This window comes from Shinella sp., from assembly GCF_049651085.1.
GTDB lineage: Bacteria > Pseudomonadota > Alphaproteobacteria > Rhizobiales > Rhizobiaceae > Shinella.
The window spans coordinates 113,601-139,874 of record NZ_JBASBL010000018.1 but is presented as its reverse complement, the minus strand read 5'-3'; the positions used below and the strand labels follow the sequence as shown (position 1 = coordinate 139,874).

Sequence of the window (26,274 nt, the reverse complement as noted above, 5' to 3'; positions counted from 1 at the left end):
TTCCTTGCATGGAGGGGACGGCTGGATGCGGTCGGCCTGTCTGCGGGAAGACCACCGCAAGGCGATGATCGGTCAAACCGGCAAGCCTTCCTCCCGCCGCCGCAGCTCCTCCGTCTTGATGACGATCATGTATTCGTAGGCGGCAAGCAGCTGGCAGTAGTGGTAGCCCTCACGTCCGTCGAGGAAGCCGCCGCGCAGGACATACATGTAGAGGAAGCGCGCGGCCGGCCGGAACGGCAGGCGCATGGAAAGCTCCTTCAAGGCACGCCGGCGCACCTCCGGCACGCGGCTCAGGATATCGCGCCAAGGCACGTGTTTCTCGCGCAGGCTGATCATCGTCTCGCGCGCCTCGGACGAGGAATAGCGGTTGTGCTTGTCGTACCAGGCGTTCAGCCCCTTGTTGAAGCTGTAGTGGATGAAATGGGCGTTGAGCCGGCCTTCCGGTCCTTCGGGCAGGCAGCGCGAATGCGCTTCGCGCTCGTAGCGCACGCGATCGGGCCTCACGAGCCGCGTGATCCACGTCGGATAGAGGCTGCTGTGCTTGATCCAGCGTCCCATGAACATGTTCTTGTAGCGGATGCGGAAGGAGCTTTCGGGCCGCTCCGGATCGCGGGCGACCGCCAGCATCTCGTCACGCAGGTCAGGAGGCGTCACCTCGTCGGCGTCGGGCGTATAGACCCAGGGATACTTGTACTTGATCTCCTTCAGCCCGTAGGTGCGCTGGCCGGACTCCGTGTCGTGCACCCGCTGGTAGATCCGGGCGCCAGCGGCCTGCGCGATCTCCACCGTCCTGTCGGTGCTGTAGGAATCGAGCACCACGATGTCGTCACACCAGTCCAGCGAGGCAAGGCAGGCGGGAAGGTTCTTCTCCTCGTTGAGGGTCATGATCAATACGGAAATGGACATGGCGATCTTCCTTCCGCTTCACATCTGCAACTTGACGGAGGAATGGGAAGCCCGGAGGCCCCTCCGTTGCGTTGCAGCCTCGATGGAAAGCACGAAGGCTGTATGAGCGATTGCGGCGAGCAGCAGGCCGGCCGCCACCACCGGGGCCGGCACCTCGAGCAGCACGCCGAGGCAGCCGATGCCGCCGCACAGGAAAGACACCAGGACAATGATATAGCTTGTTGCCGCGGGCGAAAAACCGGAATCGATCAACAGGTGATGCAGGTGCCGCCGGTCCGCCGACATGGGGCTGCGGTGGTCGAGCAGGCGGCGCACCATGAGGCTCAGGGTGTCGATCACCGGAACGATCACCAGCCACAACAGGCAGAGGAACGGCAGTCCGTCCGCCCCGTTCGACAGGCGCAGGATCAGATAGGCGATGATCGCGCCCAGCGCCGTGCTGCCGGCATCGCCGAGATAGACCGACGCGCGAGCGCGCCATGGACCGCGCATGTTGAAGAGAAGGAACCCGCCGACCGCCGCAAGCAGGGTCGCCACCGGAAAGACGAGCCCGTCCGCACCGGCATGGAACGAAAGAACCAGTATCCAGACGAGCGCGGCGGCCGCGCTGCCGCCGGCAAGGCCATCGACACCGTCCACCATGTTCCAGGCATTGACCAGCCCGACGACGAAAGCAACGGAAATGATCAGGAGAACGGCGGCGCTACCGAAAGCATCCGCAGGAAGAAAATTGCCAAGCGAAATCTGCCCAAGCCCTTCCGCGGCGATCAACCCCGTCACGATCACGACCTGGGCCAGGAAGCGGAAACGCGCCGTCAACGCGAAGCGGTCATCGGCCACCCCGAGCGCGACGACAAGCAGCAGCGCCACCCAGAAACCGGGTCCGAGATCCATCGGCCTGACAATGAACAGACTGGTGACGGAGAACGCCAGGAAGATGGCAATGCCGCCGCACAGCGGAACCGCGCCCTCATGGATCTTCCGATGATCGGGCAGGTCGAGCAGATGGAGCGGCGCCGACAGCCAGCGCAACAACACCACCAAAAACGCGCTCAGCATGAGAGACGCCGAGCTTTCGAGCAGCAAGAAAATCATCTGACGCCCCAGCAGTCGCGCCGATGCCCTCACCTGGAGTGGTCAGGTTGCATGGACGACGATGCAAGCATAGCGTTTGACGCCGCCGCCCAACATTTGAGCAAAAGGTCGAGGCGTGTGACGTGAAGGTGAAATTTGCCTGAAACACCTACTCCGTCTACTCCCTTTCCATCCCCGCCCCCTCCCTTTGGTTGAGGGTTGCGGGCCCGCGCGGCAGGGCGCGCGGGCTCGGGAAACACTGTACGCCCCCTGCCTCAAGCATTGATTCGTCAGGACGCCAGATGCTCGAAGAGGCGGGCGACTGCTTCCGCACCGGGATCGACGTGACCCTCGAGCTGCTTCGCATTGATATAGGCCGCGCGACCGGCTTTCGCGCGGGTGAGGGTCGCGGTGAAGTTCGCCCCCTCCCGCGCCGCGCCCGCGGCGGCCGACAGGCTTTCACCGAGCGCATCGAGCGCCGGAGAAAGGGCGTCGACCATCGTCCGGTCGCCGATCTCAGCGCCGCCGATTTCCTGCATGCGGGCAAGGCCGGCGCGCAGGGCTTCGCGCATAGGCAGGCCGCTGGACGCCCCATCGCCGGCGGCGGCGAAGAAGATGGCAAGCAGCACGCCGGAGGAGCCACCCATCGTCTGGCTCAGCTCCTGCCCGATGGCGCGCAGCAGCTGGGTATGATCCGACAGCGGCAGGCGATCGATCGCATTGATCAGCGCACGGGCGGCCCCCGCCAGTGTCGATCCCGTGTCCCCGTCGCCGGATTTCGCATCAAGGGTGTTGAGATCGCGCTCGGCGGCGACGAGCACGTTGCAGCAATCGATCAGGAACTGGCGTGTCGCCGCGTGGTCCGACGGCATCGGCGCAATCGGCGTTAGGCCATCCGGCAGGGAGGCGATCGCGATCGGACGAACCTCGCAAATCCCCGGCCAGGCCGCGATCGGCACGGGAGCCTTCAGCAATTCCAGCTCGGCCGCATCGGCAGCAAAGACGGAGATCGAAAATCCCTGCATGTCGAGCGAGGTCATCAGCGGCGCCGGGCCGATTGCATGCGTGATCCTTGCGCCCACGGACGAGCCGAGGAGATCGTGGGCGAGCACCGACATTTCCAGGACGGAAGTGCCGCCGAGATTGTTGATCAGCGCGACGTGCGGGCCCTCGCCCATCACGGCGGCAAGCCGCTCCACCATGGTTGCGACGGAGGAACGGGCGCCGGCGAAATCGATCTGCTCCACGCCGGCTTCACCGTGAATGCCGAGACCGAGTTCGGCCTTGCCCTCCGGTATGCGATCCTCCTTCGGCGAGCCGGGAACGCGGCAGGTATCGAGCGACATGCCGATAGAGCGCGTGCCGGCGATGACGCGCCTTGCCGCCGCCGTCACCGTTTCGAGGTCGGCACCCTGTTCGGCGAGCGCACCGGCGATCTTGTGCACGAGGAGCGTGCCCGCAACACCACGGGCCTGCGGCAGGTCGGGAAGCGCGATGTCGTCGCCGACGATCACCATCGAGACATTGAGCCCGAAGGCACGGGCCCGCTCCGCGGCAAGGCCGAAATTCAGCCGGTCGCCCGTATAGTTCTTGACGACGAGGAGACACCCGGCCGGCCCGGTCACCGCCAGGATTCCGGCCAGCACGGCATCGACGCTCGGCGAGGCGAAGACATCACCGCAGACGGCCGCCGTCAGCATGCCCTTGCCGACGAAACCGACATGGGCGGGCTCGTGCCCGGAGCCACCACCGGAAACGATCGCCACCTTCGACTTGTCCCAGTCGCTGCGCAGTACGACGCGGATATGCGGATAGCCGTCGAGGCGGGTAAGCGCGCCGCCCGAAAGAGCCAGCACGCCGTCGATCGCCTCGGTGACGACGTCTTCGCGCTTGTTGATGAATTGCGCCATGGAAATCTCCTTAAGCTAGAAGCATGCCCGCCGCATCGAAGTAGAGCGGCCGAGAGGGTTGGATGCGGATGGTCTCGCCGCCCTTGAGCGGCGTGTGGGCGTCGGTGACGGTGATGAGGTCGTGCCTCTTGAAGGAAAGGTGCAGGCGCGTCTGGTCGCCGAGATGCTCGACGCGCTTGACCAGCGCCTCCTCCCCCTCGCCTTGAGTAATATGCTCCGGGCGAAGGCCGATACTTTTTGCCTGCGCCGGAGCGCCGGCGAAAAGCTCGGCCGGCAGCATGTTGATCCGCGGCTGGCCGAGGCGGGTCGCGGCATAGACGCTGACGGGCTGCTCATAGACCTCGCGTGGCGAGCCGAACTGCACCAGCCGCCCCTCGTTCAGCACGCCGACATGGGTGGCCATGGTCATCGCCTCGATCTGGTCGTGGGTGACATAGATGAGGGTCGCGCCCAATTTCGCCTGGATGCGTTTCAATTCGATGCGCAGGTCCGCGCGCAGCTTCGCATCGAGCGAACTCAACGGCTCGTCCATAAGAAATATCTGCGGGTTTCGCACCAGGGCGCGGCCGATGGAGACACGCTGCATCTCCCCGCCCGAAAGCGCCGTCGCCTTGTTGTCCAGCTTGTGGGTAATCTGCAGGACTTCTGCGACTTCCTTCACCTTCCGGTCGATCTCCGCCCTCGGCGTTTTCAGAAGCGGGGATTTCAGCGGAAACTCCAGATTCTGGCGAACGGTGAGGTGCGGATAAAGCGAGTATTGCTGGAACACCATGGCGACATTGCGCTCGGCCGGCGACAGCCCCTTCATCGATCTCCCGGCGATATAGACTTCGCCGCTGTCGGGCGCATCGAGACCCGAGACCATGCGCAACGTCGTCGTCTTGCCCGCCCCCGTCGGACCGAGCAGCACGACGAAGGAGCCGTCCGGGACCGTCAGCGATACATTGTCGAGGGCGACGGTTCCATTGAAAGTCTTCGTCACATTTTCAAGGACGACTTCAGCCATGTCGCAGCACTCCTTCATTGGCCTCGGAGACGAGCGCCTTGCCGCTTTCGGCATCGAAGAGCGAAAGGGTTCGCGCATCGAAATCGAGACCGACCAGTTCATCCTCACGCACGACATGACTGGATGGAATGCGCGCCTTCACCTCGCCGTGTTCGGTTACAAGCGTCACGATCTGCGTCGTGCCGAGATATTCGACGGCGATGACGCGGCCGCGATAGGAAGCATCGTCCCGGAACTTCACATGCTCCGGCCGAACGCCGAGCGTCAGCTGGCCGGCACGGCCTTCGCGCGCGGCTGGAACCTTCACCTTGACCGCACCGAGATCGACGCTGTCGCCGTTGATGCCGATCATGCCCTCGAAATTCAGAAAGTTCATGGACGGGGAGCCGATGAACTGGGCGACGAATTTCGTGGCCGGCCAATCATAGATCTGCTGCGGCCGGCCGAACTGCTCCACCACGCCATGGTTCATGACCACGATCTTGTCGCCCATCTGCATCGCTTCAAGCTGGTCATGCGTCACATAGACCGTGGTGGCGCCCATGCGATCGTGCAGCGCACGCAGTTCTTCGGCCATGTGCTCGCGAAATTCGGCGTCGAGCGCGCCGAGCGGTTCGTCCATGAAGAAGGCCTTCGGACGGCGCACGATGGCGCGGCCGAGCGCCACGCGCTGCCGGTCGCCGCCGGAAAGCCCGCCGACCGGCCTGTCGAGGATATGCTCGATCTTGAGGATGCGGGCGACCTCGGCGACGCGGGTCTTCACGTCCTCGCGCTTCATGCCCTGGCTCACCAGCGGATAGGAGATGTTCTTGCGCACATTCATATGCGGGTAGAGCGCGAACATCTGGAAGACGAAGGCGATGTCACGCTGGCTTGCCGGCTTCATGCCGACCTCTTCGCCGTCGATGAAAATCTCCCCAGACGTCGGCAGTTCGAGGCCGGCCATCATGCGCAGTGTCGTCGTCTTTCCGCAGCCGGAGGGGCCGAGCAGCATGAAGAACTCGCCGTCCTCGATGGTGAAGGTGGAGGATCGGACAGCGGTGAAGGCGCCGAATTCCTTGCGCACGTTCTGGATTCTGATCTGAGCCATCGGCCTACTCCGGGAAATGGCTGACGACGATGAACATCACCGTGCCCAGCAAGGTTACGAGGAAGGACCAGGAATAGAGCACGAGAGCGAAAGGCTGCATGAGCATGACGACGCCGGCTGCGATGAGCACGGAGGCCAGCATTTCCCAGGCACTCCGCCTGAAATGCAGCAAGCCTGTGAGAAATCTTGTCATTTGCGGACTGCTCCGAAGGTGATGCCGCGCAGGAGATGCTTGCGCAGAAGAATGGTGAACACCATGACCGGCACGAGGAAGAGGGTCGCCCCGGCTGCAACGGCCGGCCAGTCCTGACCGCTGACACCGATGATGGTGGGAATGAAGGGCGGCGCCGTCTGGGCATTGCCGGACGTGAGCAGCACGGCGAAGGCATATTCGTTCCAGGCAAAGATCAGGCAGAAGATCGCGGTGGAGGCGATGCCCGTCGCCGCCTGCGGCAGCACGACCTTGTAGAAGGCCTGGAAGCGGGTATAGCCGTCGATCAGCGCCGCCTCCTCGTATTCGATCGGAATCTCGTCGATGAACCCCTTGAGCAACCAGACCGAGAGCGAGAGGTTCACGGCGGTATAGAGCAGGATCATGCCGGCATGGGTATCGCTGAGGCCGAGCGAACGAAACATCAGGAAGATCGGGATGGCAACGGCGATCGGCGGCATCATGCGCGTCGAGAGGATGAAGAACAGAAGATCATCCTTCAGCGGCACTTTGAAACGGGAGAAGGCGTAGGCCGCCGCCGTGCCGAGCACGATGCACAGCACCGTCGAGCCGAAGCCGATGATCACCGAATTGGTAAAACGCTCGGCGAAACGCGAGGGGCCGGAAATGACGAGCCCATCCTTGCGCACCAGCTTGTCGTACCAGGTCTGCGGCTCGCCCAGCGCCTGCAACTGCTCTTCCGAAAGGCGGGTGCGCGTGGTGAAGACGTTGACATAGCCTTCCACCGTGGGCGTGAAGAAGGTTTTCGGGGGATAGGCGATGGCGTCGGACGGGCTCTTGAAGCTCGTCGCAATGATCCAGGCGAGCGGCAGAATGGTGATCAGCGCGTAGAGGACGACCAGGCTCCCGGCAAACCACTTCTGCCGGAGCGACGGCTCGGTGATGGAATAGGTGCTCATCGTTGCTTCACCTTGTTCAGGGCTTTGACATAGATCGAGGCGAGGCCGAAGACCGTGACGAAGAGGATGACGGCATAGGCGGAGGCGTAGCCCGTGCGCCACTTCTCGAAGGCCTCACGCTTCAGGTTGATCGAGGTAAGCTCGGTGATCGAGCCCGGCCCGCCGCCGGTCAGTTGCACGACGAGATCGAACATCTTGAAGTTCTCGATGCCGCGGAAGAGCACGGCGAGCATCAGGAAGGGCAGGACAAGCGGAATGGTGATCGTCCAGAATTGCCGCCACTTACTGGCCCGGTCGCATTCGGCCGCCTCGTAGATGCTGCCCGGAATGGAGCGAAGGCCGGCAAGGCAGATCAGCATCACGAAGGGCGTCCACATCCAGGTATCGACGATGACAATCGCCCAGGGGGCCAGCGACACGTCGCCGATCATCGAAAAGCTGGATGGATCCGCGCCGGTGAGAAAGCCGACCGCATAGTTGAAGAGGCCGATCTGCGGCTGGTAGAGAAACGTCCAGAAATTGCCGACCACCGCGGGGCTCAGCATCATCGGCAGCACGATAATCGTCGTCCACAGGTCGTTGCCGCGGAATTTCTTGTTGATCAGATAGGCAAGCGTGAAGCCGATCAGGACCTGCAGGACGATCGTCCAGATCAGGAAATGGGCCGTCGCCTGCATCGTCAACCAGATATCCTTGTCGGACAGGATATTCAGGTAGTTCTTGAGCCCGACGAATTCGACCTCGGCATTGGGCCGATTGACCCGAAAATTGGTGAAACTCAGTCGGATCGTCCAGATAAGCGGGAAGATGTTGATTGCAAGAAGCAGCACGATCGACGGAGCAACGAAAAGCCAGGCGAGCGCGCGGTCGGACAGGCCGTGCATGCGTTTGGCGATGGCATGCGGCGTCGCTTCGGCGACCCGGTCCACGGATGATTTCAGCATGGTATTCCCCTGATTTCAGCTTGGGCGGCGACAGAGCCGGGGCAGAACCCCGGCTCCAGCCGCGCCGGTCCCGCTGGGAGGCGCGGGCACACGGCTGATGGCGTCAGTACTTGCCTTCGTCGTCGAAGACCTGCGTCCAGTCCTTGACCAGGCCGTCGAGCGCATCCTGAGCGGAGCCCTGGCCGGCGATCACATAGTCATGGAAGCGCTTCTGCGCCGCCTGCAGCAGCGAGGCGTAGCTAGGCTCCGCCCAGAAATCCTGCACGATGGCCATGGAATCCAGGAAGGTCTGCGCATAGGGCTGGCTGGTGGCGAAACCGGGGTCCTCGACCACCTTGAGCAGCGCCGAATAGCCGCCCATCTGCCACCACTTCTGCTGGACCTCCGGCTGCGCGAACCATTTGATGTAGGCCAGCGCATCCTCCTGCTTCTCCGACGTGGAGACGACTGAAATGCCCTGGCCGCCGAGCTGGGCATAGGCCGCGCCATCGGGTCCCGCCGGATTGGGGAAGTAGCCCGATTTATCGCCGCCGACATTGGCATCGGCATGGATGCCCGGCCAGGTGAAGGCGAAGTTCATGTGCAGGGCGACCTGACCCGACTTGTAGGCGTCGATATCCTCCGACATGTAGGCGTCGGAATGGCCGGGCGGCGTGCAGCAGTCGTAGAGTTCCTTATAGTACTCCAGGCCCTTCACCGCCTCGGCGGAGTTCACATAGCCCTGCAGATCATAGGGCTTGTCCGGATTTTCGTATTTGAAACCAAAGCTGTAGAGCACATCCATGACGCCCATGGTGATGCCCTCGGAGCCGCGCTCGGTATAGATCGCAGCGCCATAGACCGTCTTGCCGTCGATCTCGCGCTTCTGGAAGAACTGGGCGATGTCCTTCAGCTCGCCAAAGGTCTTCGGCACGGCCAGTTCGCGGCCGTATTTTTCCTTGAACTCCGCCTGAAGTTCGGGCCGGGCGAACCAGTCCTTGCGGTAGCTCCAGCCGACGACATCGCCAAAGGCCGGCATCGCCCAGTAGTTCGGTGAATTCTTCGGCCATTCGGCATAGCCGACGACGGTCGCCGGAATGAAATCGCTCATCTTGATCCCTTCCTTGTCGAAGAAATCGTTGAGCTTGACGTACTGACCGTTCTCCGCCGCGCCGCCGATCCACTGGCTGTCGCCGATCATCAGATCGCAGAGCTTGCCGCCGGAATTCAGCTCGTTGAGCATGCGGTCGGCGAAGTTCGGCCAGGGCACGAACTCGAATTTCATCTTGACGCCGCTCTTGGCCTCGAAATCCTTGCTGAGTTCGACGAGCGCATTTGCCGGATCCCAGGCGGCCCAGCAAAGAGTCAAATCCTTTGCACTGGCCTGGCTTGTACCGGCGGCCAGAAGCGCAGCGAAAGCGGCCATTGACGTGGCATGGCGAAATTTCATGGCGGGGACCTCCTCCCTCGCCTTCCGACCCCATCGGAAGGCTGACAACGCCCTTTGCGGGCAACAGACGCGAAATGACCTCCGATGGCCCTGATGCGAGCCAGCCTCCTCCGCGCCGCCTGTGTGGCTTGCCGTTCCTCCCGGTGGCCACGACAGGAGTCATATTGAGGTGCGCACCTCAATGCAAGTGATTTTTGAGGTGCGCACATCAATCGTTGCTTTTCGCCTGCTTTTGCTAGAGAAATCGCGAAAGGATCACGTCGTCGTGAAAGAGAGCGGAGAATGCGGCCAACCGCAAAAGATCTGGCAGAAGCCGCGGGCGTCAGCCTTGCGACCGTGGACCGCGTCCTCAACGAGCGGCCGAATGTCAGCCCGAAGGCTGCAAGGAAGGTGTCCGAGGCCATCGAGCGAATCGGATTCATACGCAACCCCGCCGCGGTCGCGCTCGCGCGCAACAAGACCTATCGCTTCCGTTTCGTCCTGCCGACCTCGGGCGATCAGTACCTGATGGAACTGCTTGCGCGGGTGAACGAGGCGAAGGAGGCACTGCGCGCCGATTCGACCGAGGTCGAGGCCGTGCGGATCCCGATGAACGACCCGCACCGCATCGCCAAATATCTCACCACCATCGACCACGACGCCGTCGACGGCGTTGCCGTGATGGCGCCGGAATCGCCGCAGGTACGCGACGCGCTGGTTCGCCTTGTCGAGCGGGACGTAAAGGTCGTGCAGTTCCTCTCGGGCCAGGAACGGCTGGAGAGTGCGGATTATGTGGGGATCGACAACTTTGCCGCCGGGGCGACCGCCGGCAAGATCGCCGGCCGCTTCGTCGGCGAGCGCCCCGGCAAGATCATGGTCGTGGCGGAAACCATGATGGCCCTCGACAGCATCCAGCGCCGCCGCGGCTTCGACAGCATCGTCAACACCCGGTTTCCCCATCTCCAGAGCCTGCCGTCGCTGGAGACCTATGCCGACGAAGCGCGCGCCGACCTCATCATCCGGCGCACCCTTCAGCACAACCCGGATACCGTTGCCGTCTATGTCCTGAGTTCGGAGCCGAGGGCGCCGCTGGCCGCCGTCTGGAATGCGCAGGGCTCCCGCCCGCTGACCGTCATCGCGCATGAGCGCACGCCCTTCAGCGAACAGGCGCTGATGGACGAGCGCATCGACGCCGTCATCGCCCAGGATCCCGGCCACGCCGTCAGAAGCGCGCTACGCATCATGCGCGCGCGCTCCGATCACCGGGAGCTTGTCGCCTCGCAGGAACGCATCCGCATAGAAGTCCTGCTCAAGGAGAACCTCCAGTTCGAATGACCGGGGCCGGCACTGCTGCCTCAACGGCCGCCCTCGGAAAGGCTGATGACGCTATTCCAATTCAAGCGGCGTTGTTCAGTTGCCTCTGCCTCAGCCCGGTTTCCCGAACGATATCGGCAATGCGGGCGAACTGCGCCAACAAGGGATTGGTCTTGCGCCACACCATCCCGATCTTGCGCGTCGGCCTGGATCCGGCAAGCCGGGACACGCATACCGAGGAGGACCGTGTTTCGGTATCGACCGCCATCTCCGGAATGAGCGTTATGCCGATACCGGCACCGACCATCTGAACGAGCGTCGAAAGCGAGCTCCCTTCCATCAGGTCACGCGTCGAAGAGGCGGCAATGTTGCAGACCGAAAGCGCCTGGTCACGGAAGCAATGCCCCTCCTCCAGAAGAAGCAGACGCATCTCGTGAAGCCTGTCGGAAGCCGGAACGGGCTTGCCCGCATCCTCCAGGGGGCGCACCAGCACGAATTCTTCGTCGAAGAGCGGCACCTCCTCCAGAGCCGGCTCCGAAATCGGCAGGGCCACGATTGCCGCATCGAGCCGCGCTTCGGTCAGGTCTTCGATCAGCCTTTGCGTCACCGCTTCTCTCGGCCGCAGATCGAGGCCGGGATAAAGCTGCGTGAGCGCCTTTATGACGCCCGGAAGCAGATAGGGCGCGATCGTCGGGATGATGCCGAGACGAAGGCGGCCCACGAGCGGCCCGTGCGCGGCCCGCCCGAGGTCTTCCAGTTCATCGACAGCGCGCAGGATCGCACGGGTGCGCCCGGCAAACTCCTCGCCAAGACCAGTCAGCCGGATGCGCCGCCCCCCTCTTTCCACAAGCGGTGCGCCGAGGAGACCCTCCAGTTCCCGTATCTGCACGGACAGCGCGGGCTGCGAAATGGCACAGCTTTCCGCCGCACGGCCGAAATGCCCGATCCGGGCAAGCGCTTCGAAATAGCGGAGATGCTTCATGGTCAATCCAATCATAATCTTAGCCTATCACTGCCTTTAGTTTTTACAATTGGAATTTATGGATTGGCTCTGCTACACCGTCTTCACCCGGACGGCTCGGGGCGAGGCCGATCGAAAAGACTCGCCCTTGAAAGCCTCCCCGCTGTCTCCTGTAGAACCAAGAAAATCCGTTGGAGGATCAAATGGATACGAAGATGAACACCGCCGGCAAGTGTCCGGTCATGCATGGCGGCGCGACCGCCCAAGGCAAATCCGTCATGGAATGGTGGCCGAATGCCCTGAACCTCGACATCCTGCACCAGCACGACGTCAAGACCAATCCGCTCGGCAAGGGCTTCAACTATCGCGACGAACTCAAGAAGCTTGACGTCGAAGCGCTGAAGGCAGACCTGCGCGCGCTGATGACGGACAGCCAGGAATGGTGGCCGGCCGACTGGGGCAGCTATGTCGGCATGATGGCGCGCGTCTCCTGGCATGCTGCGGGCTCCTACCGCACCTCCGACGGCCGTGGTGGCGCCGGCGCCGGCAACCAGCGCTTCGCCCCGCTCAACTCGTGGCCGGACAACGTCAACACCGACAAGGGCCGCCGCATTCTCTGGCCGATCAAGAAGAAGTACGGCAACAAGCTCTCCTGGGCCGACCTTATCGCGCTTGCCGGCACCATTGCCTACGACGTCGCAGGCCTGAAAACCTTCGGCTTCGCCTTCGGCCGCGAGGACATCTGGCACCCGGAAAAGGACGTCTATTGGGGTGATGAGAAGCAGTGGCTGGCGCCGAGCGACGGCCGCTACGGCGACGTCACCAAGCCCGAAACGCTGGAAAACCCGCTTGCCGCCGTGCAGATGGGCCTCATCTACGTCAACCCGGAAGGCGTGAACGGCAAGTCCGATCCGCTGGCGACGGCAGCGCAGATGCGCGAGACCTTCGCCCGCATGGGCATGGACGATGAGGAAACCGTCGCCCTCACCGCCGGCGGCCACACCATCGGCAAGTCCCATGGCAACGGCAATGCAGGCGATCTCAGCCCCGTTCCGGAAGCCGCAGGCCCGGAATTCCAGGGCCTCGGCTGGATGAACACCAAGGGCCGCGGTATCGGCCGCGACACGGTCGCTTCCGGCATCGAGGGCGCCTGGACGGCCGAGCCCACCAAGTGGGACAACGGCTTCTTCGAAATGTTGTTCAAGCATGAGTGGACCCTGACGCACAGCCCGGCAGGCGCAGCCCAGTGGGCGCCGATCATCATCGCCGAGCAGGACAAGCCGGTCGACGTCGAGGATGCCTCCATCCGCGTCATGCCGATGATGACCGATGCGGACATGGCGCTGAAGGTAGACCCGATCTACCGCGATATTTCGCTGCGTTTCATGAACGACTTCGCCGCGTTCTCGGACGCCTTCGCGCGTGCCTGGTTCAAGCTGACGCATCGCGACGTCGGCCCGAAGTCCCGCTATTTCGGCCCGGATGTTCCCGCTGAAGATCTTATCTGGCAGGATCCGATTCCGGCTGGCCGCACGGACTACGACGTTCAGGCCGTCAAGGCGAAGATCGCAGCGTCCGGCCTTGCCGCCGCTGACCTCGTCGCCACGGCATGGGACAGCGCCCGCACCTTCCGCGGTTCGGACTTCCGCGGCGGCGCGAACGGCGCCCGGATCCGCCTTGCCCCGCAGAAGGACTGGGAGGGCAACGAGCCGGCACGTCTGGCCCGCATCCTCGCAGTGCTGGAGCCGATTGCCGCTGCATCGGGCGCAAGCCTTGCCGACGTCATCGTGCTCGCCGGCAATTACGGCGTCGAGCAGGCAGCTAAGGCCGCAGGCTTCGACATCCAGGTGCCCTTCGCCCCGGGCCGTGGCGATGCCACCGCCGAGCAGACCGACGCGGACAGCTTCGCTCCGCTCGAGCCGCTGGCCGACGGTTTCCGCAACTGGCAGAAGGCGGACTATGTGGTGAGCCCGGAAGAGCTGCTGCTCGACCGCGCCCAGCTCATGGGCCTGACGGCGCCCGAAATGACGGCCCTCGTCGGCGGTCTGCGTGTCATCGGCACGAACCATGCCGGCACCGCGCACGGCGTCTTCACGCAGCAGGCCGGGGCGCTGACGACGGACTTCTTCGTCACGCTGACGGACATGGCCTATTCCTGGGTTCCGACCGGCAACAACCGGTATGAAATCCGCGACCGCAAGACCGGCGCGGCCAAGTACACGGCGACCCGCGTCGACCTGGTCTTCGGCTCCAACTCGGTCCTTCGCGCCTATGCGGAAGTCTACGCCCAGGACGACAACAAGGAGAAGTTCGTGATGGACTTCGTTGCCGCCTGGACGAAGGTCATGAACGCCGATCGTTTCGATCTGGCTGCCTGATCCTTCAATCGACCAAACAACGCCTTCCCCTCATTCAAGCGGGGAAGGCGTCATGCACGGGATGCCGGACGTCCCGATGCCGGCCAAAGGCCGCCAGTTCGGTTTCATTCGCCTCGTTTCAGCGCTTCGTCGCCCACGGTGAAACCTAGAAAAAGGCCATCAGCGCCAAATAGCCGACCGATACGAGGATAAGCCCTACGATGAGCATCGGCATCAGGCTGCTGCCATCGAGGTCCCTTCCGCTCACCTGCTCGCTTGAGAAAACACCTGGCTTGCGCGTCTCATCATCCGTCATGAACACCCTCCCTGTTAATGTGGTAAATCATATACCACATTAACTTGCGTTGCGACGCGACAAAAATGCCGCGTGCGGAAGGCTCATCCAAGCTGTTGAAAAATTGTCGAATTATTTGCGCGCTCCCGGCCCGTTTTCAGGCCAGCCGCGCCGCGCCTGACTGATGCGCGCGTCCTTCGGGACATTGCCTGAGTCCGGCCGGATCGCCCCAGCCTGCTCCCCGCACAACCGCCCCGGTCAGAGCGCTCCCCTTGAAAGCAGAAAACAAACAGAATTAACTGCTGCATCCATGCAATAAATTTGCAGCAAGGGGGAAGCGGATGGATATCGATCGGGCGCGGACGTTTCTTGAGATTGTACATGTCGGCAGCTTCCTTCGGGCTGCGGAACGACTGCACGTTACCCAGACCACGGTGAGCGCACGAATTCGCACGCTTGAGGAGGAACTCGGCCGCCAATTGTTCGTGCGCAATCGCAATGGCGCGCATCTGACGGCCGCAGGAAAGGAATTCGAGCGGTTTGCCGTGTCTTTCGTGCAGGTGTGGGAACGGGCCCGCCACCAACTGGCAATACCTGCGGGCCAGACAAGCATGATTGCCCTCGGCGGTGAGCTCAGCCTGTGGAATCCGCTTTTGCTCGACTGGCTGATCTGGATGAAGCGGAGCAAGCCTGAAATCGCGCTGCGGGCGCAGGTCGGCGTGCCGGATCAGCTTTTCGAGCAGCTTCGCACCGGCGTTCTCGACCTCGCGGTGGTCTACGCGCCGAAACTGCTTTCCGGCTTTCGCGTGGAACTCATCGAGGAGGAGCAGTTGATGCTCGTGCGCAGCACCAGCGACAAGGGCGGACCGGACGCGGCAAGGCAGTACGTTCACGTCGATTGGGGACCGTTGTTCGCGACGCAGCTCGATGCCGGATCGACATCCACCGACGAGCCAGGATTGATGGTCGGCCTTGGGCCGCTCGGCTTGAGCTACATTCTGCGAGCCGGCGGCATGGGCTATTTCCGCAAGGGCGCCGTACAGCCGTTCATCGAATCGGGTGAACTGGAGGCGGTCAAGGGCTCGCCTGAATTCACCTACCCGGCCTATGCCGTCTATCCGGAAGCGAGCGAGGGCCGCGCCGACCTGAAGGAAGCCCTGCACGGACTGAAGGCGGTGGTAGATGCATCGCGAGCCGCAAATGCGAAACGGCAGTTCCTCTGACTGGCAAGCCGTTTCATAATTCGGGAGCGGCCGGCCTCGTCAGTCCTTGCCCGCGCCGATCAGGTGGTTGATGACCAGCTCGCGCCCCGCCCGGTTGATGCCGATTCCGGCCGGCCTTTCCTCCGCCAATCCGAGAACGATCAAGCGCGCCGCAAGGTCCTTCGAGAGCGCAGGATAGGGGCCGCGGTTCATGCGCTTGAGAGCCGTCTGCTCATCGGCGCTCAGGTCTTCCCATGTGGTCATGGCACTCCTCCGGATCAGGCAGGCAATCCCCGCTGGCTGCCGGTTCGCCCAATTGGCGCCAGTCGATTGTAGCGGGCGAAAATCCCCTCGGACGCACGGATATCGACATTTGCAGTTCGTATTTCAGTGCAAGAATACTGCCCTCAACCGGAAATAAAATTCATTTGCCTTGCCCTCAAAGAGGGTGGACTATGTTTTCAGGCTGCATTGAAAAACTCCCTCGGCAGCCTCGAATTCCGGGCTGATCGCCCGAGGTTGCCGAACAACGGGCATCTGCGGAGTAACGATGATGATTGCCTCCCTTGCAGACAAGGCCGCAAAAGCGCCCGGCACCGCCGCCGCGATCTGGTGGCCTGTTCCTTCCATGCGAGGGAAATTCACCACGCAATCTGTATTCACGCCCACTCGCCTGCCAGACAGAACGACAGGCAACACACTGTCTTGGAGAAAGGGAACAAGATGTTGATCGCGAAAGATATCATGACATCGTCGGCCGTTTCGGTGGGGCTGGAAAGCACTGTGGCGGAGGTCGCCGACATCCTCATATCGCACGGGATAAGCGGTGTACCGGTGATCGACAACGGCGTGCTGCGCGGGATCGTCAGCGAAGGCGACTTGCTCCATCGAATGGAAATCGGCACGGACCTCCAGTCTCGCCCCTGGTGGCTCCGGTTTTTCAAGGGCAATGCCGTCCTGGCGGCGGACTATATCAAGTCTCACTCCGTGCATGTCGCCGATGTGATGACGGCGGACGTCGTGACGGTTACCGAAACGACGCCGGTCGCCGACATTATCGCCCTGCTGGAGCGCAACCGGATCAGACGCGTTCCGGTCATGCGCGACGAGCAGGTTGTCGGCATGGTCAGCAAGACGGACCTCGTGAAGGCGATCCTCGCCGCGGGGCGTTCTTCATGCCCCGTGGACAAGACCGACGACAGCCGCATCCACACGGACATCATGGATGCCCTGCGTTCGGAAGCCTGGCTCTCCGAAGCGGATGCGAACGTAACCGTCAGCGACGGGATCGTCGCATTCTGGGGCGTATGCATCTCGGAAGAAGAGCGGAAAGCCACACATATTCTGGCTGAAAACATCCCCGGCGTTCGCGCCGTCAGCGATCACCGCACGACCGTTCCGATCACGTACGGCATGATGTAGATCACAGTGGACGATCGGACCCCGGCGAGGCGAAACAGCCCCGCCGGATGATGGCCTGCCGCCCGGCCGCCAACGTCCTGCCCTTTGGCTCTCCTCCGGCGTCAAACAGCAACTGCTTTCATTCAAATCGCGTGCTAAGTGGTGCTTGCACTGAACTCCCCTTCTGACGCAAACAGGCGTGCTGCAGGCGGGAGAGCCGGATTTGAAGGGCAAGACAGATGGAACTGCGGCAACTCTCCTATTTCATCCTGGCCTGCCAGCACAAGAACCACGCCGAAGCAGCCGCTCAGGCCGGCATATCGGCCTCCGCTCTCAGCGAAAACCTCAACCTGCTGGAGCAGGAACTGGGGATCAAACTGTTTCAGCGCGGACCGATCGGACACTTTCCCAGCGAAGCCGCGCGCTGGCTTTACCAGAATGTCGAGCCAGTGCTGCAGCTTGTCGAGACCGCAGAATCGGCATTGCCCTTCGACGACCCCGCCCAGTTCAGCCGTCTGGAGATAACGACGCCGCTACAGTTCATGCTGGGGCGGCTGTCGCGCGCCGCCAGCCTTGCGGTGCGGGCCTTGCGCGAGGAGCATCCGCAGGTCGTGGCGCGCGTACGCTTTCGCGCCGACGCAATCGTTGGCGAAAAGGCACGCGCCGTGCCGGGGCAAGCCGAAGGGCAACCGGTCGAAAACATCACCATCGATTATGCGGGAGAGCACGATCTCGGACAGGACACTTTGCTGTTTGAGGATGACTGGATCGCGATCACGAATTTCAACCGCAGCGCTGAACAGGGCCGTGTCATCGGCTTTGCAGACCTGCGCGGCCTGCCATTGCTGCTTCCCCCGCTGCTTCCGGCGCAGATACAGCACGCCCGCAACTACTGCCTGCGCCACGGCCTGCCGGCGCCTGTCGTCATCGAGGAGGATGTCGGGACGTTTCCGAGGCTCTCACGCGATGCACGCCCCTTCGCCCTGCTGGCCCCGCGCAGCCTTGTCGCCGGTGGGCTTTCGCGGCTTCAGCTCGATCACGTCAGCCTGCCCGCCGAACTCACCAGCCCGGTTGTCGCCCGCGCCTGCGCAGGCAGTTCCTCCGCCAAGGCCTATCTCCAGCTGCTCCAGAAAATCCTCAAGGAGCCCGACAGATCGGTTCTCTACAATCCGAGTATAACGCTGCGGCAGATGCGCTATTTTCTGACACTGCTCGACCAGTTGAACATGACTGCGGCCGCGCGCAAGCTGCATGTCGTCCAGCCGGCTCTGTCCAATCAGTTGCGCAAACTCGAATCCGTCGTCGGCAAGCCGCTGTTCGAACGGCATCGCACCGGCCTGAAGCCGACATCGGGCACGCATGCACTCGCCTATCTCTTCAATACGGCGGTGGAGAAGTGCGAGCACGTGGCGTCGCGGGCAAGCCGCTTCGCCTCGGCCCAGGGCGAACGGTTGTCGATCGGCGTCATTCCGCTCGTCAATCACAACGGCGCGCTCGTCGAGGCGCTTGCTGGTGCACTGGACGAATGGACAAACGCATTCCCGAGCGTGAAGCTGCAAGTCGTCGAAGCACCGGCGAACGCCCTGCGGCGCTGGGTGGAAGCGGGCCAGATCAGCTTCGGGATAGTCGAGGCGCATGTGTCGCGCTCATTGCAGCTCGATCTGCACAGCCAGGACAAGCTGGTGGTCGTCGCCGGGGCCGGCAGCAAGCTGCTGCCGCCGGGCGATGTTACCTTCGCGCAGGTCACGACCATGCCGCTGGTGCTGCCCAGCGAGATCTTCGGCCTCAGGCAATTGCTCGACCGTGCCGCCGAAAGCACCGGGCTTGCAATCACGCCTCAGATGGAAGTGAACTCCCTTCCCATGGTCCTGGCGCTCGTGCGGCGAATGCAGCTCGTCACCGTCATGCCCGAAGCATCCGTCCGCCCCTTCGTTTCAGAAGGCATCTTCCAGTTCAACCCCATCGTCGATCCGGTCATCTACCGCCGGCTGTCGATCCTTTTCTCGACCGACCGCAGCCTGACCGAGATCGAACGCGCGCTCGTTGGAACGCTCCGGCGCCACCTGGTTTCCGTGGACTTCAATTCACTCGAAGCGAGCGATAACGGGCAAGATGACGTTCCGGCGCGCCGAACAGAAGTTCATTGACCAGCACGCGCTTGAAATATTGACCGACGGCGGCTTCCTCCGTCATGCCGATCGCACCGTGGATCTGGATCGCCTCCTCGCCGATGAGCCGTCCCGACCACACCGTCTGGATCCAGGCGGCGGCAGCAAGCGATGCGATCTCCTTGTCGTCCCGCGTTGCCGCAGCGGCCGCGACCAGGCATCGCGCCTCGTCCAGCTTGATCCACATGTCCACCAGCCGGAATTGCAAGGACTGGAAAGACCCGATCGGACGTCCGAACTGCTGGCGCAACTTGGCGTAGTCCAGCGTCTGCTCGTAGAGTTGCTCCATCGCCCCGAGGTTTTCCGAAGCGGCGGCAATCAGCGCCTCCGCCCAAACCGCATCGAGAACGGCAGGGACGTCGATGCCCCCATCGACACGCGCCGTCGAAGGCACATGAACGTCGGCGAAGGAGACATAGCCGGCGCTCCGCCCGTCGACCAGCGTATGGATACTCTTCGTCAGGCAGGATGTGTCCAACGACACGAGGAACAGGCCGATCTTGCCGCTTGCCTCGATCAGGGCCGGCACGAGCACGGCATCGGTCTCTTCGAGCGAGAGAACGTGTACCTCCTCGCCGTTGATGCGAAAACCGTCCGCATCCGGGGTCGCGATCAGCTTCGGCGCACCGCCTTCGCGCTCCGTTCCGGCTATCCGGAAGGCAGGCGCCACCCTCAATTCGCCGGCCATCACCTCCGCAAGGCGCTCGGCGCCATTCGGGCAGCGCGCCAGAACGCCGCCGGAAAGAACCACGAACGGCAAATAAGGCGTTTTCAGCAGCCCGCTGCCATGCCCCTTCATGACCTCCGCAACGCCCGGCATACCGAAGCCAAGGCCGCCTACCTCCTCGGCATAGGGAAGGGAGAGCCAGCCGAGGTCGGCAAGCTCCTGCCAATCACCATCGGAGGCCGCCGGCGTTGTGCCCTTGCGGTCGGAGACATAGCGCGCGACCGTCTCACCGAGCATCCGCATTTCGTCGTCAAGAATGTTGCTCATCGGAGATTATCCTAGTTCCAGAACCTGCTTGGCGAGGATCATGCGTTGAATCTCGTTCGAGCCTCCCCAGATCGTGAGTTTGCGCTGATTGAGATATGTCGCGATCGCACCGGATGCTTCGGGCCGCGATGAGGTTTCCTGCGCGTCGAGAAAGGCCTCGGAATAGGCAAGGCACGCATCCGCATGAAGATCGACGCGAAGGCGGGACAATGCCTGCGCGATTTCCGTGCCGCGGATCTTCAGCTTGGACGCCTCGGGGCCGGGATTTTCACCGCCGACACTTCGCGCCAGAAGCTGCAGTTCCATGTGCTCCAGCGCCAGGAGCTCGATTTCGAGCCGGGTCAGGCGATCTGCCAGAACGGCATCGTTGATCTTGCCGAGGGCCTTTGCCTCATCGTGCAATTCGGCAAGAACCCGTTTCGAGCGCCCCGAGCCGGACATCGAGAACCGTTCGAATTCGAGCAGGAATTTCGCATAGGTCCAGCCTTGGCCTTCCTCTCCGATGCGGTTTTCGACGGGCACGCGCACGTCGTTGAAAAACACCTCGTTAAACTCCGCCTCGCCGTCGAGGGTCTTGATCGGCCGCACCGTTATGCCCGGCGAGCGCATGTCGATCAGAAGGAAGGAAATACCGCGCTGCGGCTTGACCGAAAGATCGGTCTTCACCAGACAGAACATCCAGTCTGCCCAGTTGGCCCACGTCGTCCAGATCTTCTGTCCATTGACGATGTAGTCGTCGCCATCGCGGACTGCCGTGGTTTTCAGTGCCGCCAGATCGGAGCCGGCGCCCGGCTCCGAATATCCCTGACACCAGAAGTCCCTGTTCTCGCGTATCCCCGGAAGGAAGCGGGCTTTCTGCTCTTCGTTGCCGAAGGTGAAGATAACCGGACCGGCCATCGCGATGCCGAACTGGCAGGGATGCGGACAGGACAAAGCGCCATATTCACGCTCGAAAAGGTAGCGCTGCGTCTGGGTAAGACCGGGGCCGCCAGCTTCCTTCGGCCAGCCGATGGCATACCAGTTGCGCGCGGCCAGAACATCCTGCCAGGCAACGTAGTCCTCGCGCGTCAAGCGCTGATTGAGGCGCACCTTGTCTGCCAGCGCAGTGGGAAGATTATCGCGCAGATAGTCGCCGACCTCCCTGCTGAAGGCCTTGTCTTCTTCGGAAAACGTCAGAGTCATTTCTTTCTCGCTCCTTGGCGTCAGATCACGCCGGCGTCTTGCAAGCGGGCAATTTCGCCCTCGTCCTTGCCCAGCAGGTCACGCAAAATCTCGGCACCGTGCTCACCCAGTTTGGGGGCCGGGCATACCTCGCCACGGGCAAGCCCCGTTATATGGACCGGTTGCTCCGGCAGTCGCAGGGATCCGACCACATCATGCTCGACAGTGGTCAAAAGCGCGCGGTGCTGCGCCTGCGGACTGTTCGCCGCCTCGGCGACATCCCAGATCACGGATGCGGGAATGCCGGCATCGCCGAGGATTCTGGCGGCATCGGCGGCGGCCAGCGAACCGGTCCACGCCTCGATTTCGGCCCGCAGCTCGTCCCGGTTGCTCCGCCGCAGCCTGTCTGTCGCAAAACGCTCGTCGCTGGAAAGACCAGGCTTTCCGATCGTGGCAGCAAAGCGCGCGAACAGGGCATTGTTCGCAATGGCGATGATCAGGCTTCCATCCGCGGCGGTGTAAGCGCCGAACGGGGCCGACAGCGGATGCTGATTGCCATGCCGGACGGGCGCTTCGTTGGACACCTGCAATTGGGCGAGCGCCGTCGGCAGCAAGGCAAACAGTGAATCGAACATCGCCACATCGAGATTGGCGCCTTCGCCGGTGGTCGCCCGGCGATAAAGGGCCGAGGCGATCGCCCACGCAGCAAAGATGCCGGAAACCGTATCGCCGACCGAATCGCCGACAATCATCGGCTCCCCCGCAGGCGTCCCGGTAATGCTCATCAGGCCAGACAGCGCCTGAGCGATGACATCATAGCTCGGGAAGCTGGCAAGCGGCCCTGACTGCCCGAACCCAGAGATCGAGCAATAGATCAGGTCTTCGCGCCGGCGCTTGAGATCGGCGTAACCGATGCCAAGCTTGTCTGCCACGCCCGGACGGAAGTTCTCGACGACCACATCGCAACGGGCAGCGAGCTGCCGGGCGATCTCCAGCCCTTCCTCGCTCTTCAGGTCGAGCCTGATGCTTCGCTTGTTGCGATTGGTCAGCTCAAAGCTGACGCTGATGCCATTCTTGAAGGCACCCATCGCGCGCTGGTCATCGCCTGACGGCGGTTCCACCTTGATGATGCTGGCCCCCATATCGGCCAGCATGGCCGTGCAGAAGGGGCCGGCGAGAACACGGCTGAAGTCAAGCACGGTCACGCCCGCAAAAGGCTTTGTAGAGGACATTTATATCTCCAGTAAGCGGTCTGAGCTGCCTTAGCGCATCAGGTCGGGAAGCCAGGTCGCCAGCTGCGGGAACAGAACCACGAGGAGCAGGGCAACGACATTGGCGACAAGGAAGGGCGTGATGCCCCGGAAGATCGTGCCCAGCGGAATATCCGGACGCAGCCCCTTGATGACGAAGACGTTGATGCCGACCGGCGGCGTGATCATGCCGATCTCGATGACCATGACATTGACGATGCCCCACCAGACAAGGTCATAGCCGAGGCCGCTGACGATCGGCACGACGAAGGGAAGCGTCAACACCATACCGGCCAGCGCGTCGAACACGCAGCCAAGCAGGACATACATGCCGATGATGATGAAGATGACCGCCAGCGGCGGGATATCGAGCCCCTGAACCCAGGTGGCCACTTCGCTCGGCATATGCGACAGCGTCAGGAAGTAGCCGAATATGTTTGCGCCGATCACGATCATGTAGAGCATCGCAATCGAACCGGCGGATTCGAACAACGTGTCGAAGAAGGACTTGCGCGTCATCGTCCGCCGGGCAAGCGCGAAGATGAGCGTCATGACCAGGCCGACCGAAGCGCCTTCGTTGACCGTGAAGAGCCCCGTATAGATGCCGCCCATCACGACACCGATAATGCTGATCGCACCCCATGCACGACCGGTCTCCCGCACCCGCGCCGGCCATGCGACACGCTCGCCCCTGCCGGCCATCCACGGCGTCAGGACCAGCTGAACCCGGATGGCGATGATGAACAGGATAACCGACAGGATGCCGGGAATGATCGCGGCCAGGAACAGATCGACCACGAACTGCTCGACCTGAACCGCGTAGATCACCATGATGATCGATGGCGGGATCAGGGAGCCCAGCGTGCCCCCTGCCGCAAGCGTACCCGTGCATAGCGCAAGATTGTAGTTGCGCTTTTCCATTTCGGGCAGCGCGATCTTGGACATGGTCGCGGCGGTGGCGATCGACGACCCGGCAATCGCGCCAAAGCCTGCGCATCCCAGAATGGTGGCCATGGACAGGCCGCCCTTGAAATGTCCGATCCACACATTGGCGACACGGTAGATATCTGCCGAGATTCCCGCAGTACCGGCAAAACCTCCCATGAGAAGAAACGCCATGACGACGGAAAAATCCTTGTTCGTCAGCATGTTCACCGTTTCTGTGCCGAACAGCGAGAGCATGCCGGCCAGGTTGCCGGTCAGAAAGAGATAGCAGGCGCCGCCAACCGCAGCCATTGCGATTCCCACCGGCACATGGAGCAGGATCGCAGCGATAAGGCAGAAGAGGCCGAGAATGCCAGTTTCAATCGGTCCCATGGACATCATTCTCCCTCGGAGGCACGGACCGGCGCCGGCTCAGTGATTTCAGACTCGTCCGCCAGCGCCGTGGTCGAGATGAACCGCCCGAACGCACTGATGACGAGAGACAATTGGACGGGGACGCACAGCACGAATATCGCGGTCGTCAGCACCCAGACCGGCCAGACCGGGATGTAAAGCAGCCAGGTCGTCTGACCCGTCGCATGAATATCGATGGTGTAGATCCACAACTGCTGCGCGATGATCACGAACACGACCAGCATGGTCACGTGGCCGAGAAGATCGAGGCCCTCCCGCAACCGCCAGTGCGCCATTCCGGCGAAGCGGACCGCGACATGCTGCTTGTTGGCGAGCGAGGCCGGGAAGCAGGCTGCCGCCGCGATCACGATGATCAGATCTGAGACATCACTGAAACCGGTCAGCGGCGTATGGAACAATTCACGGCCGACAATATCGACCATCATGATGATCGACAGCAGCACAAGGGCTGCAAGGCCGAGCGTAGCGACGAATTTCGCGAATCTGCGGATACCTGCCAGCAGGGTCATTCGACAATCTTCCGGATTGAGGCCTCGTCAGCGAGGCAAGGAAGGCGGTCGCGGCTTGCCACGACCGCCAGCTGGTTACTCGCCAGCGCGCACGGCGTCGCGGGCAGTCAGCATTTCCTGGTAGAGATTGACGCCGCCCTTGTCGGCATCCCAGTTGTCCTTCAGCGAACCGAACTTCTCCTTGAGGCCAGCAACGTCCGCCTCGGAGAACTCGACCAGCTTGTGCTTGGGCTCGGCCTTAAGGCGCTCCAACGTTTCGTCGTTCTGCTTGTCGAGATTTTCCGCCAGGAGCGTCGAGAACCAGGCACCGCGGTATTTGTCGAACGCCGCCTTGGCCTTCTCCGGCAGGCTTTCATATTTCTTCTTGCTGATCGGGAACATCACCGTGACGTTGCCAAGCGGAACGTTGATGACGTGATGGGTCGCCGCGTCCGCGATGCGGAAATTGTAGAGGTTGCCGAGATCCATCAAGGTGCCGCTGACCACGCTGCGCGAGATGTTTTCCGCAATCTGGGTCGCCGGCATGCCACCGACGGCAACGCCGCCCATGGCCTGGATAACCGCACCTTGCAGGGGACCGCCGGCACGCAGTTTCTGCCCGCCAATATCGGAAGCCTGCTCCACCGTCTCCTTGCTGTGCAGGTAGTACGGTCCAACTTCCGCGATGCCGACGAGTTCAAGATTGTCGAAGCCGGTGAGCAGCCCCTTCTCATAGAGCTTCCAGGCCGTCAGGCTGGCTTCGCGGGTCGTCTCGAACACGAAGGGCAGCTCGAACATTTCAAGTTCGGCGAAACGGCCGGGCGTATAGGATGCAACGACCTCGGCAATATCGACGACGCCGTCCTCGACCAGCTTGAGCTGGGTCGCGGGACTCGCTCCAAGCGTGCCGCCCGGATAGTGCTCGATCTTCAGCGTTCCCTCGGAGGCCTCTTCGACCGCCTTGATAAAGGCCGGCACCGATACCGAGTTGGTCTTGCTACCAGGCGGGAAGGCGCTGGCAAACTTCAGCACGACAGGCTCCTGCGCCAGCGCCGGCGACATGAATACCGCGCCGAACAGGATTGCGGTTGCCGTTAGAAACTTCATGGTCTTCATTTTGGTTCACCCTCTTTGGCTTTGGTCCTGATTAGAAATTCAGGTTCTGTTGCAGATTGAAACTATCGAGGCAGGAGGCACTTTCACTGAAATAAGTTTTGAGGAACTGACCGATCACAAAAGACGAAGAGGCTTTGCGCGCAAAACTATTCCTTCCAGCGCTTGACCAGTCCGGCATCGAAATCGAACAGGTCGAGCGCCCTGCCAACCGTATGATCGACGATTTCCTCCACGGTTTCCGGCCTCGGATAGAAGGCCGGCACCGGCGGCATGACGATTGCTCCCATCTCGGTAACGGAGACCATGTTGCGGCAATGCCCCAGATGCAAAGGCGTTTCGCGGAACAGGAGCACAAGCCGTCTGCGCTCCTTGAGCGTGACGTCGGCCGCACGCGAAACAAGCGTTCCGCAAGCTCCCGACGCAATCTCGCCGAGCGTCTTTGCAGAGCAGGGAGCGATAAACATCCCGTGCGCGCGGAAGGAGCCGCTCGATATCGCGGCAGCGACGTCGTCGTTCGAATAGACGTGATCGGCGCGCGAATGTATCTGCGCGAGCTTCATGTCCGTTTCATAGGCGAGCGCGACGACCGCCGAGCGTGACATCACCAGATGCGTCTCGCATTCCAGGGCCCGCAACGCTTCCAGCAGACGAATGCCATAGACGTGGCCCGATGCTCCGGTGATCGCGACGACAAAACGCTTTTTCATGCCTTGATGAACTCCTCTTGGGCCACAGCCAG

General features: G+C 62.3%; 24 protein-coding genes. 5 read left to right on the top strand and 19 right to left on the bottom strand.

The annotated features are described in order from the left end of the window. Window positions 1-72: 72 nt before the first annotated feature. From WA950_RS10665 to WA950_RS10625, 9 genes are all read right to left on the bottom strand, one after another. Entirely contained in the window at window positions 73-906 is an 834-nt protein-coding gene (locus WA950_RS10665; RefSeq protein ID WP_424551683.1) for a glycosyltransferase family 2 protein, read from the bottom strand. Window positions 907-924: 18 nt separating this feature from the next. After that, complete coding sequence (locus WA950_RS10660) at window positions 925-2,001, bottom strand: MraY family glycosyltransferase (RefSeq protein ID WP_424551682.1); 1,077 nt, start codon at window positions 1,999-2,001, stop codon at window positions 925-927. A gap of 269 nt (window positions 2,002-2,270) precedes the next feature. After that, window positions 2,271-3,890: a dihydroxyacetone kinase subunit DhaK gene (locus WA950_RS10655; protein ID WP_424551681.1), complete on the bottom strand. Its 1,620-nt coding sequence runs from the start codon at window positions 3,888-3,890 to the stop codon at window positions 2,271-2,273. 10 nt (window positions 3,891-3,900) lie between these two features. Next, window positions 3,901-4,896 carry an ABC transporter ATP-binding protein gene (locus tag WA950_RS10650; RefSeq protein WP_424551680.1) on the bottom strand — a complete coding sequence of 332 codons (996 nt, stop codon included), beginning with the start codon at window positions 4,894-4,896 and terminating at the stop codon, window positions 3,901-3,903. Beyond that, the gene (locus WA950_RS10645) at window positions 4,889-5,986 is read right to left on the bottom strand and encodes an ABC transporter ATP-binding protein (RefSeq protein ID WP_424551679.1); all 1,098 of its coding nucleotides are present in this window, start codon (window positions 5,984-5,986) and stop codon (window positions 4,889-4,891) included. The genes WA950_RS10650 and WA950_RS10645 overlap by 8 nt, the downstream gene beginning before the upstream one ends. 4 nt (window positions 5,987-5,990) lie before the next feature. After that, window positions 5,991-6,179, bottom strand: a complete 189-nt coding sequence (locus tag WA950_RS10640; RefSeq protein ID WP_424551678.1) for a hypothetical protein — start codon at window positions 6,177-6,179, stop codon at window positions 5,991-5,993. Continuing rightward, complete coding sequence (locus WA950_RS10635; RefSeq protein WP_424551677.1) at window positions 6,176-7,117, bottom strand: carbohydrate ABC transporter permease; 942 nt, start codon at window positions 7,115-7,117, stop codon at window positions 6,176-6,178. Before WA950_RS10635 ends, WA950_RS10640 begins: the two co-directional genes overlap by 4 nt. Then, the gene (locus WA950_RS10630; protein ID WP_424551676.1) at window positions 7,114-8,061 is read right to left on the bottom strand and encodes a carbohydrate ABC transporter permease; all 948 of its coding nucleotides are present in this window, start codon (window positions 8,059-8,061) and stop codon (window positions 7,114-7,116) included. The genes WA950_RS10635 and WA950_RS10630 overlap by 4 nt, the downstream gene beginning before the upstream one ends. A gap of 103 nt (window positions 8,062-8,164) precedes the next feature. Further along, window positions 8,165-9,466, bottom strand: coding sequence for an ABC transporter substrate-binding protein (locus WA950_RS10625; protein ID WP_424551734.1), 1,302 nt, complete (start codon window positions 9,464-9,466; stop codon window positions 8,165-8,167). A gap of 306 nt (window positions 9,467-9,772) precedes the next feature. On the opposite strand from WA950_RS10625, the gene WA950_RS10620 reads away from it, so the two are divergent. Beyond that, window positions 9,773-10,804 carry a LacI family DNA-binding transcriptional regulator gene (locus WA950_RS10620; protein WP_424551675.1) on the top strand — a complete coding sequence of 344 codons (1,032 nt, stop codon included), beginning with the start codon at window positions 9,773-9,775 and terminating at the stop codon, window positions 10,802-10,804. A gap of 61 nt (window positions 10,805-10,865) precedes the next feature. Here the strand turns inward: WA950_RS10620 and WA950_RS10615 are convergent, their stop codons facing one another. Further along, window positions 10,866-11,780: a hydrogen peroxide-inducible genes activator gene (locus WA950_RS10615; RefSeq protein ID WP_424551674.1), complete on the bottom strand. Its 915-nt coding sequence runs from the start codon at window positions 11,778-11,780 to the stop codon at window positions 10,866-10,868. A gap of 167 nt (window positions 11,781-11,947) precedes the next feature. Here WA950_RS10615 and katG point away from each other — a divergent pair, with 167 nt between their 5' ends. Continuing rightward, window positions 11,948-14,122, top strand: a complete 2,175-nt coding sequence (gene katG / locus WA950_RS10610) for a catalase/peroxidase HPI (protein ID WP_424551673.1) — start codon at window positions 11,948-11,950, stop codon at window positions 14,120-14,122. Between the two features lie 145 nt (window positions 14,123-14,267). Here katG and WA950_RS10605 read toward each other — a convergent pair whose 3' ends face one another. Further along, window positions 14,268-14,417 carry a hypothetical protein gene (locus tag WA950_RS10605; protein WP_424551672.1) on the bottom strand — a complete coding sequence of 50 codons (150 nt, stop codon included), beginning with the start codon at window positions 14,415-14,417 and terminating at the stop codon, window positions 14,268-14,270. Window positions 14,418-14,737: 320 nt separating this feature from the next. Between WA950_RS10605 and WA950_RS10600 the strand changes: the two genes are divergently transcribed. Continuing rightward, window positions 14,738-15,619, top strand: a complete 882-nt coding sequence (locus WA950_RS10600; RefSeq protein ID WP_424551671.1) for a LysR family transcriptional regulator — start codon at window positions 14,738-14,740, stop codon at window positions 15,617-15,619. A 39-nt stretch (window positions 15,620-15,658) separates the two neighbouring features. Here WA950_RS10600 and WA950_RS10595 read toward each other — a convergent pair whose 3' ends face one another. After that, on the bottom strand, window positions 15,659-15,862 hold the full coding sequence (locus tag WA950_RS10595) for a hypothetical protein (protein WP_424551670.1): 204 nt from the start codon (window positions 15,860-15,862) through the stop codon (window positions 15,659-15,661). A 207-nt stretch (window positions 15,863-16,069) separates the two neighbouring features. Between WA950_RS10595 and WA950_RS10590 the strand changes: the two genes are divergently transcribed. Both WA950_RS10590 and WA950_RS10585 read left to right on the top strand, forming a co-directional pair. Further along, entirely contained in the window at window positions 16,070-17,020 is a 951-nt protein-coding gene (locus tag WA950_RS10590) for a CBS domain-containing protein (RefSeq protein ID WP_424551669.1), read from the top strand. A gap of 218 nt (window positions 17,021-17,238) precedes the next feature. After that, entirely contained in the window at window positions 17,239-19,146 is a 1,908-nt protein-coding gene (locus WA950_RS10585; protein WP_424551668.1) for a LysR family transcriptional regulator, read from the top strand. On the opposite strand, the gene WA950_RS10580 is transcribed toward WA950_RS10585, so the two are convergent. From WA950_RS10580 to WA950_RS10550, 7 genes are all read right to left on the bottom strand, one after another. Then, window positions 19,079-20,161 carry an acyl-CoA dehydrogenase family protein gene (locus WA950_RS10580; RefSeq protein ID WP_424551667.1) on the bottom strand — a complete coding sequence of 361 codons (1,083 nt, stop codon included), beginning with the start codon at window positions 20,159-20,161 and terminating at the stop codon, window positions 19,079-19,081. The two genes, WA950_RS10585 and WA950_RS10580, sit on opposite strands and share 68 nt — an antisense overlap. Window positions 20,162-20,167: 6 nt before the next feature. Beyond that, entirely contained in the window at window positions 20,168-21,343 is a 1,176-nt protein-coding gene (locus WA950_RS10575) for an acyl-CoA dehydrogenase family protein (protein WP_424551666.1), read from the bottom strand. A 20-nt stretch (window positions 21,344-21,363) separates the two neighbouring features. Next, on the bottom strand, window positions 21,364-22,554 hold the full coding sequence (locus tag WA950_RS10570; protein WP_424551665.1) for a CaiB/BaiF CoA transferase family protein: 1,191 nt from the start codon (window positions 22,552-22,554) through the stop codon (window positions 21,364-21,366). Window positions 22,555-22,584: 30 nt separating this feature from the next. Beyond that, complete coding sequence (locus WA950_RS10565; protein ID WP_424551664.1) at window positions 22,585-23,889, bottom strand: TRAP transporter large permease; 1,305 nt, start codon at window positions 23,887-23,889, stop codon at window positions 22,585-22,587. Window positions 23,890-23,894: 5 nt separating this feature from the next. Beyond that, window positions 23,895-24,440 carry a TRAP transporter small permease gene (locus tag WA950_RS10560; RefSeq protein ID WP_424551663.1) on the bottom strand — a complete coding sequence of 182 codons (546 nt, stop codon included), beginning with the start codon at window positions 24,438-24,440 and terminating at the stop codon, window positions 23,895-23,897. 75 nt (window positions 24,441-24,515) lie between these two features. Next, a complete protein-coding gene (locus WA950_RS10555; protein ID WP_424551662.1) occupies window positions 24,516-25,535 on the bottom strand; it encodes a TRAP transporter substrate-binding protein in 1,020 nt (339 codons plus the stop codon). A 146-nt stretch (window positions 25,536-25,681) separates the two neighbouring features. Next, entirely contained in the window at window positions 25,682-26,242 is a 561-nt protein-coding gene (locus WA950_RS10550) for a UbiX family flavin prenyltransferase (protein WP_424551661.1), read from the bottom strand. Between the last annotated feature and the right edge of the window lie 32 nt (window positions 26,243-26,274).

Coding starts and splice junctions, on each gene's coding strand:
- WA950_RS10570 (WP_424551665.1), bottom strand. CDS start 22,554: ATGTCCTCTACAAAGCCTTTTGCGGGCGTGACCGTGCTTGACTTCAGC.
- WA950_RS10625 (WP_424551734.1), bottom strand. CDS start 9,466: ATGGCCGCTTTCGCTGCGCTTCTGGCCGCCGGTACAAGCCAGGCCAGT.
- WA950_RS10555 (WP_424551662.1), bottom strand. CDS start 25,535: ATGAAGACCATGAAGTTTCTAACGGCAACCGCAATCCTGTTCGGCGCG.
- WA950_RS10630 (WP_424551676.1), bottom strand. CDS start 8,061: ATGCTGAAATCATCCGTGGACCGGGTCGCCGAAGCGACGCCGCATGCC.
- WA950_RS10580 (WP_424551667.1), bottom strand. CDS start 20,161: ATGAGCAACATTCTTGACGACGAAATGCGGATGCTCGGTGAGACGGTC.
- WA950_RS10600 (WP_424551671.1), top strand. CDS start 14,738: ATGGATATCGATCGGGCGCGGACGTTTCTTGAGATTGTACATGTCGGC.
- WA950_RS10565 (WP_424551664.1), bottom strand. CDS start 23,889: ATGGGACCGATTGAAACTGGCATTCTCGGCCTCTTCTGCCTTATCGCT.
- WA950_RS10645 (WP_424551679.1), bottom strand. CDS start 5,986: ATGGCTCAGATCAGAATCCAGAACGTGCGCAAGGAATTCGGCGCCTTC.
- katG (WP_424551673.1), top strand. CDS start 11,948: ATGGATACGAAGATGAACACCGCCGGCAAGTGTCCGGTCATGCATGGC.
- WA950_RS10620 (WP_424551675.1), top strand. CDS start 9,773: ATGCGGCCAACCGCAAAAGATCTGGCAGAAGCCGCGGGCGTCAGCCTT.
- WA950_RS10660 (WP_424551682.1), bottom strand. CDS start 2,001: ATGATTTTCTTGCTGCTCGAAAGCTCGGCGTCTCTCATGCTGAGCGCG.
- WA950_RS10575 (WP_424551666.1), bottom strand. CDS start 21,343: ATGACTCTGACGTTTTCCGAAGAAGACAAGGCCTTCAGCAGGGAGGTC.
- WA950_RS10550 (WP_424551661.1), bottom strand. CDS start 26,242: ATGAAAAAGCGTTTTGTCGTCGCGATCACCGGAGCATCGGGCCACGTC.
- WA950_RS10560 (WP_424551663.1), bottom strand. CDS start 24,440: ATGACCCTGCTGGCAGGTATCCGCAGATTCGCGAAATTCGTCGCTACG.
- WA950_RS10650 (WP_424551680.1), bottom strand. CDS start 4,896: ATGGCTGAAGTCGTCCTTGAAAATGTGACGAAGACTTTCAATGGAACC.
- WA950_RS10595 (WP_424551670.1), bottom strand. CDS start 15,862: ATGACCACATGGGAAGACCTGAGCGCCGATGAGCAGACGGCTCTCAAG.
- WA950_RS10605 (WP_424551672.1), bottom strand. CDS start 14,417: ATGACGGATGATGAGACGCGCAAGCCAGGTGTTTTCTCAAGCGAGCAG.
- WA950_RS10665 (WP_424551683.1), bottom strand. CDS start 906: ATGTCCATTTCCGTATTGATCATGACCCTCAACGAGGAGAAGAACCTT.
- WA950_RS10655 (WP_424551681.1), bottom strand. CDS start 3,890: ATGGCGCAATTCATCAACAAGCGCGAAGACGTCGTCACCGAGGCGATC.
- WA950_RS10640 (WP_424551678.1), bottom strand. CDS start 6,179: ATGACAAGATTTCTCACAGGCTTGCTGCATTTCAGGCGGAGTGCCTGG.
- WA950_RS10635 (WP_424551677.1), bottom strand. CDS start 7,117: ATGAGCACCTATTCCATCACCGAGCCGTCGCTCCGGCAGAAGTGGTTT.
- WA950_RS10615 (WP_424551674.1), bottom strand. CDS start 11,780: ATGATTGGATTGACCATGAAGCATCTCCGCTATTTCGAAGCGCTTGCC.
- WA950_RS10585 (WP_424551668.1), top strand. CDS start 17,239: ATGGAACTGCGGCAACTCTCCTATTTCATCCTGGCCTGCCAGCACAAG.